7 protein-coding genes are annotated in these 14,499 nt (G+C 41.4%); 1 reads left to right on the forward strand and 6 read right to left on the reverse strand.

Annotated features, from left to right (window positions below; genetic code table 11):
* The first annotated feature begins 111 nt into the window (after window positions 1-111).
* Window positions 112-690 (forward strand): hypothetical protein, encoded by a 579-nt coding sequence (locus tag JK130_RS15060; RefSeq protein ID WP_218355158.1) that lies wholly within the window; start codon window positions 112-114, stop codon window positions 688-690.
* A 51-nt stretch (window positions 691-741) separates the two neighbouring features.
* On the opposite strand, the gene JK130_RS15065 is transcribed toward JK130_RS15060, so the two are convergent.
* From JK130_RS15065 to pseB, 6 genes are all read right to left on the reverse strand, one after another.
* Window positions 742-1,257 carry a hypothetical protein gene (locus tag JK130_RS15065; protein WP_218355159.1) on the reverse strand — a complete coding sequence of 172 codons (516 nt, stop codon included), beginning with the start codon at window positions 1,255-1,257 and terminating at the stop codon, window positions 742-744.
* Between the two features lie 6 nt (window positions 1,258-1,263).
* Window positions 1,264-10,020, reverse strand: a complete 8,757-nt coding sequence (locus JK130_RS15070) for an Ig-like domain-containing protein (protein WP_218355160.1) — start codon at window positions 10,018-10,020, stop codon at window positions 1,264-1,266.
* Window positions 10,021-10,239: 219 nt separating this feature from the next.
* Complete coding sequence (locus tag JK130_RS15075) at window positions 10,240-11,289, reverse strand: glycosyltransferase family 2 protein (protein ID WP_218355161.1); 1,050 nt, start codon at window positions 11,287-11,289, stop codon at window positions 10,240-10,242.
* Window positions 11,289-12,311: a glycosyltransferase gene (locus JK130_RS15080; RefSeq protein ID WP_281420765.1), complete on the reverse strand. Its 1,023-nt coding sequence runs from the start codon at window positions 12,309-12,311 to the stop codon at window positions 11,289-11,291. The genes JK130_RS15075 and JK130_RS15080 overlap by 1 nt, the downstream gene beginning before the upstream one ends.
* Window positions 12,312-12,354: 43 nt before the next feature.
* The gene (gene pseC, locus JK130_RS15085; RefSeq protein ID WP_218355163.1) at window positions 12,355-13,497 is read right to left on the reverse strand and encodes a UDP-4-amino-4,6-dideoxy-N-acetyl-beta-L-altrosamine transaminase; all 1,143 of its coding nucleotides are present in this window, start codon (window positions 13,495-13,497) and stop codon (window positions 12,355-12,357) included.
* On the reverse strand, window positions 13,494-14,498 hold the full coding sequence (pseB, locus tag JK130_RS15090; RefSeq protein WP_218355164.1) for a UDP-N-acetylglucosamine 4,6-dehydratase (inverting): 1,005 nt from the start codon (window positions 14,496-14,498) through the stop codon (window positions 13,494-13,496). Before pseB ends, pseC begins: the two co-directional genes overlap by 4 nt.
* Window position 14,499 lies beyond the last annotated feature (1 nt).

A 14,499-nucleotide genomic window follows, 5' to 3' on the forward strand; every position in this document is an offset into this window, starting at 1 on the left:
TAAGGTACCCATGAATTCATACTCGTGCTTTTAGGTACAGCTCTTTAAAACCTTCTCGGAATAAGGTGGGTGTCCAGGGGCCGCTCAGAGAACATCTTAACCGAGTGTGTGGTGTCCAATCAGAGTCTGTATTTTGCGTTCTCCAAGGGGGAGCGTGTTCGCTTTACCAAGAACGATTACAAGCGTGATTTCACCAACGGTGAGCAAGGCACCATTACTCAAGTGTTACAACAAGATGATGATATCCGCTTTACCGTCAAGCTCGATTCAGGTCGTACCGTCAGCTTTTACCAGTCGGATTACTCCGATGAACAAGGCAGATTGCAACTGGTACAGGCCTATGCCTGTACGGTGTACTCAAGCCAAGGGGCGACCGTCGACGGCGATACCTTTGTGCTGTACACCACCGCCATGGATAGAGCCGCGTCATACGTGGCCGGAAGCCGTCATAAAGACCAATGCCATTGGTTTGTGAACGGCCAAGAGCTGGATGCCCAAAGTGGTCAAGCCGATAAAGGCCAAACGCCCGATATGGCCACACGCCTGAAAACCTTAGCTCGCTGCATGAGCATCAATAAACACAAGGCCATGGCCAGTGAGTACATTGCGGAACAGAAGGCCGAGCAAGAGACTCAACAGGAAGCAAGTAAACAGGCTGAGCTGTCTAACGATAACGAGCTGGCTGCCTAGCCCCAGAAACAACAAAGCCCACGTGTGTGGGCTTACCCTTTATATGTCAAATTAAAACAAAATTGCCAACGGCTCCGTGATGATATTACTAAACCAAGCAAACTCTTTAAAATGCGTGATAATCCAAGCAAACATTGAAATTAGGCTTATACCACTAATGAGTGCGCCAATAGTCGCAATCCCCTTAAGAAAAGGACTCAGTTCACCATTGGATGGAATGAAAAAAGTCGTATACCAATAAATTGTGTATCCGACAAACCATAGCAAGAAGAAACCAACATCCAGAGTGATCTGATATGACTGCCCGAAAGCTACGAATATATACGCTCCAGAAAGTAGCATTCGATAGAAGGCAAAGTAATAATTGCTGTTAAACTCCACCAAGTTTTCTGCGTCAAAAAAAGTCTTTCCAGACGGTTCTTCTTTAGCAATAATCCTTGAAAGAATCACTGCACTAAAAACAAATAACCCTGACCAAAGTGGCTCAATTAGCACCAAGCCCAGCAAGAAAAACATTGCTATGATTGCAATGTTTTTCCATTTATATTCCTCACCAAAAATAAACATATTTTATCAATCTACTCCTGAAGCATTCATTCTGTCCAAAAAGCGCCGTGGATGAATAATATGCTCACCAGCAGGTGCGTATTTACTTGGGCCGGGCTTTGGTAAAGTGTAAGGTGACTTAGGCTTTAACAAGTCATCCAATGCACTTCCTGAACCACATAAATTTAACGCTATTCCCACACAAGCATCTTTCTGGGCTTTAGGTAGCTCTGCAAATTTACGAAATGGTTTGAATGTAAAATTAGCAGCGTCTCTAGTAAGCTGTGATGCTTGCCTCATTACGGCACTGTTACGCATGTAACTTTCCGCACTTTTGACTAAGCCAAATGTCCCGGTCGCCATGAAGCCGGGAGCCATTATTGACTTAGCGAGAATGACCTTGTCCCAACCTATGCTAAACGCGTCAGATAGCTCATTCACATAGTCGTTGTATCGATCACCGAGGATATCGCGCAGTTCATTGTCATGAAGAGAGCCGGACAAGTTGGCAATTGCTCCTCCGTAAGTATCTGCATCAAACAGCATTTCACGAAGAGGCTTCTCATTAATTTGGAAATCGCCATCACGAGCCTTCCCATCACCAGCAGGAGTACCAACAGAAGCTTTACTTGTGCTTGCTTGTGACATCAGGTCAACAGTATTGCCATTTTTCATGGTGGCAGACATGCCCGTGATCTGAGCACCATTACCCAACTTACTGGCAGCAAAATCTGCCACATGCCCAGCAAAGTTACTGTGTTTACTGTTCATTGATTTTGTGGAAACTTCTCCTGTATCGGTGTTCGTCACCTCAACATCAACACAAGATTTAATTCGCGTACCCGTTTCAGCCGCGCAGTAACCTGTAGGATCTGTCCCCGCCAACGGATTATTCATAATATACGAATACGGATTCACACTTTGGGTATTGGTTGGTGCTTGTATAAACGGATCAACACTCATAAACCGCCCAAGGTTATAATCGTACACCCGCCCGTTCATATGAATCAGTTCTACTTCATCCAGATGTTCATGGTCGGTGAAGCCTTTGCGGGTAGCCTGGGCAATATCGGTCATATTATTTGATAACCGCGCTCTCATTCCCATACTGCTGATCAGACTGCCATCACCCATCTTCGGCTTACCAAATGGGTCAAAACTTCTGAATGCTACAATTTTACCGTTGTGATCGGTAAAGGTGACGGCACTACCCAAACGATCTCTGTGGGTAAAAGTAATACTGTAATTACTTTCACTTTCTTCTAGTATCGCGATATCGCTTATATAGCTTCGCTCAGTTACTTTGTTATCAGCATGCTCTACTTCAAACAGTTTGTTTATGTAATAGGTTGTGGTGGTTTTACCGTTAACATTGCGCACTTGCTTGTATCGCATTAGATCGCTACCGTAAAACAAAGCAACACTGCTGCCCAGGCGATTTATTGCGGTAGGTTTATTAAACGTATTGTACGTTATTTCCTGAATATTATTTCGATGGGTTTGATTGCCTTTATTATCATAGCCAAACTCGACGGTACCCCTACTTGCAAGTTCAACGCTGCTGACTCGATTGGTATTACTAACGTATTGATATGCATCAGCAGAGTCTAAAGAGTAGTCCGTTTTTCTGGTAAAGTTACCTACCGCATCGTAGCTATAATTAATACTATGCGCAAAACTCATACCACTGGTTGAAGACTGCGTTAGACGATGAAGACCGTCATATTCGAAAGATTCTTCAAATCCTGTTTTAATATTGTTGAATTCCGTGAGGTTACCGTAACTGTCATAGCCTAAATAGTCTAAATATTGTATATCACCATTATTTACCTGACTCATAAGCATCTGGCCGGTTCGGCTCGAAAAGTTATGCTGACCTGTCAGGACACTATCTGTATTTAGTTCCGAGTTGATATTTCCCCAGGCATCTTGACTTGTTATTTCACGATATATATACCCACTCTCAGCATTTTTTTCATGTGTAAGATAGCCACGCTCGTTATAGCTATACTCTATCGTTAAGTCATTAGGATACTCGAGAGATTTTGGGCGACCATAATTTGAATCATAACTCGTAGTAAACGTATAGTCTTCATCATCTAAAGTCGTCGTAACTACAGTCGGGCGGGCTGAACTGTCGTATAAATAACTCTTGCTTGTCGCTCCGAAACTTTCATTTGATAGTAATCCCGTAGCCGAATTAAAAGTAAAATTGGCTATACCTTCGGAGCTTATGCGTCTATAAACACGACCTAAACTGTCCATGTCATACCGAATAGCCATTTGATTAGCATCAACTTCTTTTTCGACCTCTCCGAAGTCATTATACTCAAATGTAGTTAAGCCTTGATTGGGGTCTTTCACCCAAAGCTTGTTACCTAATCCATTGTAATTTGCATAGATACTGTTGTTGTTAGCATCTTTAATAACTATTGGATTACCCGCTCCGTCATAGGCATACGATGTTCTACCTGAGTCGTTGTCAATGGTCGACATAAGTAAACCCTTCGCATTGTAGCTTCTGGATAAACTTAGATTGTTACCGCTTGATGCTTCAGTTGTTATTGAAGTTGTATTGTTACTATATGTATACCTTGTAGTTAGGTTATTTTCTTTATGTGTTGCTAGTGATGTCTTCTTTCCAGGCCTATCGAGTACATCGTAATCTTCAAACTCTATGAAAGCTGATGTGTCAACGTAAGGAACTGACTTTTTGTATACCCGACCAAGTGAATCAAAATGTACTTCCGTACTTACATAGCCGCTATCAAAATGCTGTGTGCGGGTTTTGGTTGTTCTTCCAAAAATATCCTGATAAATAACTGATTGAGGGTTTCCGACTTGAGAGGTAACAATTTTTGATACGCTATGATTTTCTAGTGCTTCACTATCATTATCAGTTGTGAGATAGCGAAAATATTTTGTTGGATATCCAGTAACAGTGATATCCGAAGGCCGTCCGAAAGCATCATAGTTAGTGCTTGTACCTACCCCCGTGGGGGCAGTAATACGTACAGGCATACCGTTGTGTGGGTTGGTCTGCGTAACAGTTTCTAGTCCATGACTATTCGTTTCATATACAAAGTAACCGTCTTCAGCCTCGTTTTCACCGTCTTTGGTATATGTGTAACTCGTTATACGAGTTTGTAGCGAAATATTATCAGCCTTGCCTGAGGCTATACCGCCGCCTTGTTCCACAGCTATGGGGTTTCCGTATCGATTATAATCTGTTTTTATACTACGGCATGTATTAAGAGAAACATCGTTGCATTCACTAAAGAGTGATTCATCAACACCATCAGATATTGTTACTCTATCAGGTTTCCTGAAATCTAAATTCCAACGGTCTACATAAGTAGTAATACTTTGCGTGGTATTTGTTTGGTCATCGTGAGAAGGAACACTCGAATTTTCATAAGTTACGTATTTTGTCACTGTAGCTTTTGTTCTTTTGTTCGGCCAGGCATCTGACGCTTCGAAATGTTGTAGTTCAGTAGTTCTGTATTGACCGAAACTATCCTTCAATACGGTATTCCGCTCGATGGCATTACCGTACCTATCGATATCGGAATTTTTTACCGTTATTTCTTTTCTACTTGTATATTCACCTGGGCTATCGGAACATTCTGTGGCCGCTAAATCACAATTGATTATGACACTTTGTTTATTAAACAACATAAACAGGCCAAAATATTCAAATTCATCGAAGTGACTTTGGTTATAATCGTAGTCGTTAGCAACGATTGAAAAAGGCACCTCGCTTGTACCGTCAAAACTCTTTTCTGTTTCAACTAAACTGCTAAATGGGAACTTCTGCAAGAAGGTAACTTCGGCTCTTGTATCTCGTTCAACATCCATGGTGGTAATGCTTCGGAACCCGCGGAAACCTCTTCCTTGTGTATTATACATTGCACCTTTGTACTGGTATTCTGTTCTGTTCTCCCCACCGATTCCATCACTTTTATTCATACTAGCAACTACATACATACTTGAAGTAAAATGAAAATGCTCCTGATCGACTACGTCTTCATAATCTACTTCATATAGATTGTTAATTTGGTCGCTAGAAAGTGGAAGATATTGCCACGAATAGGAGGAGCCATAGTTAGTTTCAGCAGAAATTAGCATATCAATAGGATGATAATCGCTTTTTGCCGGACTTTCCGATGGGGCATCGCCATAGTTGCGGTTGAAATAAACCTTGTCTACTGACAAACCTTGCATGATACCTTCTGCGGTATCACTTCTTACGCTACAACCATTCAACGTACAGCCATATCCAAAAACTAAGTCAGGCAATCCCTTACCTAAGGCATCAACGACCATAGAGTTACCGGCTGAGGCAACGAGATCAGTAGGTATTATTGTTCCAGTTATTTCGCCTGAAAGGTTTTCATTGAATTTAATTGCAACATACTTATAGATATTGTTGTCCCAATTAGTAGGGGTTGCGGTATCTGTTACAGTATTATTTACGTTTGTAGTATGAGTTTGGCGTATATCTGACCCGCATCGGGTAACAGGAACATACCTTGAACCGCCATGATATTCTCGGAACGTTTGGCATGCTGAAACTAAAATATCGTTTTCGCTGCTACTAGGCATAATCAATTCTATTCGGCCATCAGAGTCAATATCCATTTGTTTAATGGCATCACCGAAGTATGGAGTGTCTATATAATCAATTTCATATGGATTGCCTGTAGGCACTGGTACAGTTCGAACGGGTAGCCTGACACCTGTATTTACGGGGTCAGAAAAGCTACCATCTCCAAGATTTAATTTTAGCTGTAAAGAACGGGCTGACCCTCCCAAAAAACCTAACCAATCTGGAAGACCATCGCCATTAATATCAGCAATAATAGAAAACGGGTCGACCGTGGTGTCTAGCCCGTGTTGAAAATTCATGTTGTGTTCAGTGAAGCCCACACTTCCATTATTTTGTACGTTTGTAAGCAAGAGTAATTTTGTTGCAGGACTAAACCGATATAGTCTTGTTTGGCTAATCATTAAATCTGGCAAACCATCAGCATTCATATCACCAACATATTGAACAGATTGATTCGACAATATATTAGCCAGCTTGTTTTTTTCCGAATATGGGTTATTTGAGTTCTTTGTGTGGAGATAAAGCATCAGCCCACCGGCGTAGCTTTGGGTTGAGCTTCTGAAGATCGCCTCGTATATCACTATATCTGGCCAGCCATCGCCATTGTAATCATTGATATCGACTAGCTCATATCGCTTACTGTTTTGAGTTTGGAGCTCTGCCGCTGTTGTTATCCAGTTTGAAGTACCGTTTGGATTTGAGTAAGAAATTTCTAACTTCTCATTTCTGACACGCCAACTGTCAGTGCGCCCATCCAAATTAAAGTCTCCACTAAGGCAACTAATACTACGGGTAATCCTATTTCTTTTGCATGTTTGTAAAGTATAGGGGTTAACGCCTTCACTATCTCCTTCGGCATTAACGAAATATGTAGGCCAGTCGCGAGAACCATTTCCATCCATATCACCTTGAGGTGCAAGCTTTGCTATGTCTGGTAGATAAGTACTTACTGGTAGTAGTTCGTTTCCTTGATTAGTAGCCAGCACCTCTACTTGATAGTGATTTCGACTCTGACTCCAAGCGAAAGTTATAGGCTCTCGACATAATTCAACTGCACACTCTGTAACTTCAGTTAACAAAGTTCTTCCGCTTGCCTGACTTACCCTGTAAGTCAGCAAATACTCTCTGACAACTTCGGTTTCATATTTGGTTTGAATAGAGTGAAGTCGCTTAGTTCTTTGTATTTTTCCTCCGGCTATATATGATGTAGAACCCTTAGAGTTGTTTTCATAAATGAAGTAAACCGACCGGTTTCCGTTTCCAGTGCTATCTCCTGTATAGGCAATACTATCAAGCAGTAACTCTCCTTCCCCGTGCTCAGAAAAACTATAATTTATTGTATTATTGCCGCTGAAATCTTCTTGACTTTCTAAAAGCCAACTCAATGTTGTTTGAGAGCCTCCAGGAATTAACTTTGACTGAATCGACTCTCCATAAACTTCTTTAGTTCCGTTAGGGTAGATTACTTCAAAATATGCACTTTCACCTATATCACCATCTAACTGCCTTACAGTGGTCCAGTTGTCGATTTCATAGCGATATTCTGCTCCTATACGACCGTATTCTCCAGATACCACCATTAGCCTTTGTCCATTTAAACAAAGCTTGTCATCTATATCGCCATGAATTCCGTCTGTATAGCCATCTTGCGCTAATGTAGAATTACACCTGCTAATCTGCGAGAAAGCATTTAGGCCCCAACCAACGCCCACGACCCCGTCTCCATTACGACTGCTATAACTTAATGATATAGCAGGTTGCATGTTTGACCGTCCTGGTACGACTTTTATCGGGATATTATAGCTTGATGCCCCTCCGTTCACACCGCTATTAGAGATAGAGGTACCATAGAAATTAGATTCACCTGGTACTGACGAATTATATTGTGAACTTTGTACCTGCCCACCTTTCTCGTTCCAGCGTTTGACCGATGGCAGTTCACTGTTAACTGTGAGCGGGAAAACATAAATCTCACTATCTGTAATACCATCGGTCACTTTTACATTGATATTTAAAATACCTGCAAAACCTGACTTTGGAGTGACTCGGTTGTTATCTACGCTATAGTTATCGCCTGCTAGAACAGTCACCGCGAAACTGCTGTGATCAGGATCAGATATCATAAGGTCTGATCCTGTGATTGTAGTGGTGGTATTTTGATTTATAGATTTTGGAATATGATTTAGGATGGATGGTTTGTCATTAACGCTATCTACTGCAAGACGAAAAGACTTCGTAGTTGATTTTTCGTTATCTGAAACAACGACAGAAATAGTCGCACTTCCATGCTGATTAGCGGCAGGAATCACCTTTATAGTACGGTTTTCACCGCTTCCTCGCAAAATTATATTGTCCTTCGGAATCAAATTAGAATTATCTGATGAGGCTGAAAACTCTAATGAGTTGGCAGGGGTTTCCACATCCCCGATTGAAATACTTATGTCACCTGTTTGTGTGTCTTCGTCTATAGTTTTATCACTGATATTGCTCATGGTTGGAGCATCATTCACCGCTTTTACAGTTAAAGTAAAGGCTCGACTTTGAACGCTGCTACCATCTGAAACTGATACATTTATAGTTGCAGTTCCACTCTTATTAGCAGCCGGTTTTAATGTGACTGACCGGTTTGAATTACTCCCCCCAAAAACGATATTGTTTACGGGTAGCAATGTAGTATTGCTAGATGTTCTCGACAGGGTTAGTGCGTTATTGCCCGTTTCCACATCATTAACAGTAAAATTGATTTTTTTTGATGTGTCTTCGTTTGTGGTTGTATTGGCTATATTTGAGATAGTAGGTTTGTCGTTGACCGGTCTAACTGTCAATACGAACGTATCGGCCTTTGATGCCTTCCCATCAGAAACAGTAACTTTGATTGTTGAGGTACCAAACCGATTAGCTTTCGGTCTCAGGCTCAACGACCGATTAGAGCCACTACCGCCTAGTGCGATATTATTCGCAGGTATTAATAGCTCATTGCTAGATGTTCGGGTAACTACCAAAGACGAATTGGAGGTTTCTATATCATTAACAAAGAAATAAATTACTCTAGATGTATCTTCATTCACAGTATGATTGGGAATGTTTGTGATGGTCGGTGTATCGTTAATAGCTTTGACACTAAGTACAAAAGAATCAGAGCGCGTAGACTTACCGTCAGAAACAGTTATTGTTACTGTAGAGGTACCTGATTTATTTGATACAGGTTTCATTATTACTGTTCGATTAGACCCAGATCCACCAAAAGAAATGTTACCAACAGGCAGTAAAGCTGAGTTGCTTGATGTTCGTGTCAAACTCAATGAGCTATTAGAGGACTCTATATCATTGACAGTAAAGCTGACAGTTTTGGTTATATCTTCATTGCTACTTTGATTGGGGATATTTGTAATAGTTGGCTTATCATTAATTGATCTTACCGTTAAAACAAACGAATCAGTGCGAGTGGCCTTACCATCGGAAACCGTAATTCTTACGGTAGTAGTGCCATATCTATTAGCTGCCGGCTTCATACGAACCGTGCGATTCGAACCGCTTCCTGCGAACGTAATAGCACTAACGGGCAATAGCGTAGAGTTGCTTGAAGTGCGGCTTAGCTTTAATGCTCCATCTGAAGTTTCAATATCTTTAACTTTGAAACTAAGAGTTTTACTTGAATCTTCGTTAATAACTTGATTTGTAATGTTTGTAATAGTTGGACGGTCATTTATACAACGAACATTCATATTTACTGTGATGGTTTCGTAACGGTAATAACCGGTAGGCTGTTCAATATTATTATCTTCGGCGGAGCTGATATCGACCAAAACGTTTTGTGTCGTTTGCTCATGTACAACATCTTTACTTTTGTCAGAAGACAACGGTGCTTCATAGGAGTAAGGTTGAACACCACCGCCACTTCCATAATACTTCTTCAATGTATAAGTATATCGGTCGGTGCCACAGTAGTTAGGAGATGGCTTGTACACTATATCTTCAGCGGACTGTCTGTATGTAATACCATGAGATGGCGAACTGAGTTTGTGGAATACCCAGTTGGTATCCGATGAATAAGCCCAGATATGATGAGTTGACGCTTTATCTTCATCAACCGTACGATTTACCGCATTTGAGGAACTAGAAAAAAAGGCGAGCAAAATTAGAGTAAGCATAGTACCTATGCGATGACCATCCATGGCATTTACATTCCATTAATATAAAGTTATTTTTATATTAACACTATTTACTCTACTTCTTATGCAATAACAAGTATATTTTGAAAAAGATAACGATACTATTTATTAAGTTGAAGAAATCCTCTCCGCTTCTTTCGCTGGAAACTTAACTCAGAGCAATTCGACAACCAAACCGCACAATTGCTTCTCGCAATTTTTTAATAAAAAACTAGTTGGCCTTCAAATCTGTGTAACTCTAAACCAGTCAACAACTTTTGAATTTGGTAATTTTTTTGAAATTGTCTCGCTCAATTTAGATCTATGCGGGCCTTCAACGCAGTTGATAACGTAATCAGGTACGGTAGCTAAATTTGATTCCAACGAGTAACAAGGCAAATTAAAATTATCAGCCTGTTCAGCGTCGTTTGAAACTAAGAAGCAATGAACCGATAAATCGTGATGCGACAATATTTTGTACAAGATTACAGAAAGCTCTCTTACCCCAAATATAGCGATGGTTTTGTTTTTTAAACCCGAAACATCTAACTTTTTGCTCACAACTGCGTCGAGTAACGCTTTTAAATACAGATTATTTTGACTATGAAATGATGCTTCTGAGGTATTTGTTGCTAAAGCTTTTGAATCACCAAGTAAATACTCCACAATATTGTCTTGTGCAATTACGGCCTGAAAATTCTCAGGCTGACTGCTTATCCCTCCCAGGTGAAAGTGAGCAATTACTTTGTCACAACAAATGCCTGGGTACTTTCTGACTACTTTTTTCATGAAGTAGGTATCAGCAGCAATAGACAGGCATTCATTGAAATGCCCTATTTCATCAAATATTTCACGACGACATACAAAACCTTGGTGGCGGGGTTTTGATTTGGGTTCCTCGGGATTATATTCGCGTGCGACAAAAGATTGGTCTTCGTCGATGCAATGCACCGCGCCTGAAAGATACATCACCGACTCGTTGAACTGACTGAAAATAAAATCAACAATATTTTCGTTTATTAATACATCGTCAGAATTCAGAAAATAAATCAGTTCGCCAGTTGCCTGCGCCACACCTTTGTTAAATGCATCATAAATTCCCCGGTCTTTGGCACTGCAAATTTTGTCGATATGCGGATATTGGGCGGCTAGCTGTAAAGTACCGTCAGTAGACTTACCATCTATAATAATATGCTCAATGTCAGACAACCGACTTTGACAGGCAACACTATCAAGACACCGCTCAAGGGTACTCTCGCTATTATACGTTGCAGTAATAATTGATAGTTTCATTAGTTTATCACCATGTAATCCTGCCATTCGTGCATTGCGTTTTGATTGAGTATGTCACACACGTGCGCTCTTACCGGTTGCGCGGCTACAATAAATTTTGGTTTGTTGTACTGACTCAGCACCTCATTAAGGGTAAATAGTGTCACACCTTCAATAGCATCAAGGTCAGACGACTTGTTGCTTTCGATAAAGCCGTGAACGTTTATATTTTTTTCCAGTAACACACGCTTTAACGAACGCGCACCACCCCCACTGCCGTAAATAAACAAAGTGCCGCTTTGTACTAACTTTTGTATTGAAGGCCATTTAATTTCTACAAGCACACTCATGCCTTCATCAAGTTGTTTGTTATCAATAGTGGCAGTTAAAGACGTATCACTTACTCTGAACCTAAGCAAATATTCTGGTACACAATCAAAAATGAAGTCGTTTGCAAGTAAACGATTAAACATCCCATAGTCTTCAAAAATGCGTATACAGGGATAGCCAACCTGTTTGACGACATTCGTTTTGGCCATATAAGAAGCATGCATAAAGCAGGGCCACCGGGGTAACTCCTTGTGAATTTTGTTCCGTGTATCGATGCTGTTTATTAAATCCTGCTTGGTTTCTTTAAACGCAATAAATCGTTCAGATACCGCTACTTCAGAAGAATCAGTAAAATAGTCGACGTAACACTTGATTATATCGGCGCCGGATGTTTTCAAATACCGAAGCTGAAGCTCAAATCGCCTTACGAAACTAATATCATCCGCATCGGTTTTTACAATATAGGGCGAGGTGATAAAACCCAGTGCCTGATTTAACCTGAACCCTACGCCTTCATTTTTTTGGCTTTCTATCAGCCTGATGCGTGGGTCGTCATATTGCTTGATTATCTGTACCGTGTTGTCAGATGATCCATCGTCTAATATTAAAAGCTCAAAGTTGGTAAATGACTGAACAAGAATACTGTCAATAGCATCAGCAATAAAACTGGCGCTATTGTAAGTTGTCATAAGGGCGGTTAGCTCGGCAGGCATATTTTGTTGTAAAACCTCTTAACCTATTTGAGTTTAAACACGTTTAGTTATCTAAAATACGGCTTAATGTGTCTATTACCCGACGTTGCTCATCTTTTTGTAAGGCAGGATACACTGGCAAGGTTATCGCGTTATTATAAAACGCTTCTGCCTGAGGAAAGTCGCCTTGTTTAAAGCCTAAATTTTGATAAAAAGGCTGCAAGTGAATAGGAATATAATGAACATTTACGCCAATCCCTGCCAGCTGTAATTGCTTAAATACATTTTCGCGGGCGTGATGGGTAAGCTCGATACTAAATAAATGCCATGCGCTGGTATCCCCGGGCAAAGGTAAACGAAGTGGCAGATGGGCAAGTTCGTGCTGATAATACTCGGCGATATCACGCCTGGCGCTTATAAAGCGGTCTAACTGCAGCATTTGCGCACATCCTAGCGCAGCGTGTAAATCGCTCATACGGTAGTTATAACCAAGCTCAACTTGTTGGTAATACCAGGGTCCTTCGCTATTACCCTGCATTTGGTCAGGGTCGCGGGTTACACCATGTTTTGCAAACAAACCCGCCTTTTTATAAAGGGCAGTATTATTGGTCAACAACATTCCGCCTTCAGCCGTGGTTATTGATTTAACCGGATGAAAACTGGTTATGGTAATGTCGCTATACTGACAACTGCCTACAGGCGCACCGTTATACTGACCGCCTAATGCATGACTGGCATCTTCAATTAATGCAATATCATAAGGTTTGGTAAGCTGGCGAATTGTTGCCATATCACAACTTTGGCCAGCGTAATGCACCACCACTATTGCTTTGGGTAAACAGTTATGTTCGGCTGCATAGCGCAGTTTTTGCTCAAGTTGCTCGGTGCACATATTGCGAGTGAGAGGATCGATATCAACAAAATCGATATCGGCACCGCAATACAACGCGCAATTGGCTGACGCCACAAACGAGATGGGGGATGTCCACACGCTGTCTTTGTGGCCAACGCCTAATGCTAAACATGCAATATGCAACGCTGAGGTACCACTGTTCACCGCCAACGCATGCTGAACCTGACAATAGCGTTGCAACGCCTGTTCAAACTTAGGAACCTGTTCGCCCTGAGTCAAAAACTGATTTTGCAATACTTCAACTACCGCAGCGATTTCGTCGCTACCCACTGTATGCCGGCCGTAAGGAATCATTCAGCGCTCTCGTTGAGCTGTTTAAGCTCAGCTACTGTCAAAAAGTGCGGATTAGTGCCCGAATGATATTCATAGCCTTTCTCAGCAGCCTTGCCCCGCTCGCCTAACTTATTAAAGAAATAATCAATATTTCTGTCAAAAAAGTTAATAGGCGGCCTGATAACAAAATGGTCGTCAAATTCGACACTGTGATGCGCAACCTCTTCAGGCACCATCATTTCATGAATTTTTTCACCTGGGCGTATGCCAATTTCTTCGTAGTCGCGGTTGCCGGTAAAAGCCTCGACCAGGTCGATAATTTGAATAGACGGAATTTTCGGAACAAAAATTTCCCCACCCTGCATTCGTTTAAAGCTTTGCAGTACAAATTCAACGCCCTGGTTCAGCGTGATCCAAAAACGTGTCATATTTGGATCGGTAACCGGTAAGACGGTATCACCTTCGGCCACTTTTTTTCTGAAAAACGGAACTACAGAGCCGCGCGAACCTACAACATTGCCATAACGCACTACCGAAAATCGGGGACCGTCGGCACCTGAAATATTATTGGCGGCCACAAAAAGTTTGTCTGAGGCAAGCTTGGTTGCACCATATAAATTAACCGGATTAGCGGCCTTGTCGGTCGACAAAGCAATAACTCTTTCAACATTATTGGCAATGGCCGCATCAATTACATTCTGCGCCCCATCAATATTGGTCTTAATACATTCCTGCGGGTTATATTCGGCTGCCGGAACCTGTTTCAGCGCCGCAGCGTGAATAACAAAATCAACGTCTTTCATCGCTGTGGTCAAACGCTCTTTATCGCGAACATCGCCGATAAAATAGCGCATACAGGCGGCATTATGAACTTGTTGCATATCGTACTGTTTAAGCTCGTCGCGCGAATAAATAATAAGTTTTCGAGGTCGATAGTCTTGCAGTACCCGGCTAACAAAACGATGCCCAAACGACCCCGTTCCGCCTGTAACCAAAATAGTTTTATTATCAAATAAAGACATA

Source organism: Alteromonas lipotrueiana, from assembly GCF_019249245.1.
Lineage (GTDB): Bacteria > Pseudomonadota > Gammaproteobacteria > Enterobacterales > Alteromonadaceae > Alteromonas > Alteromonas lipotrueiana.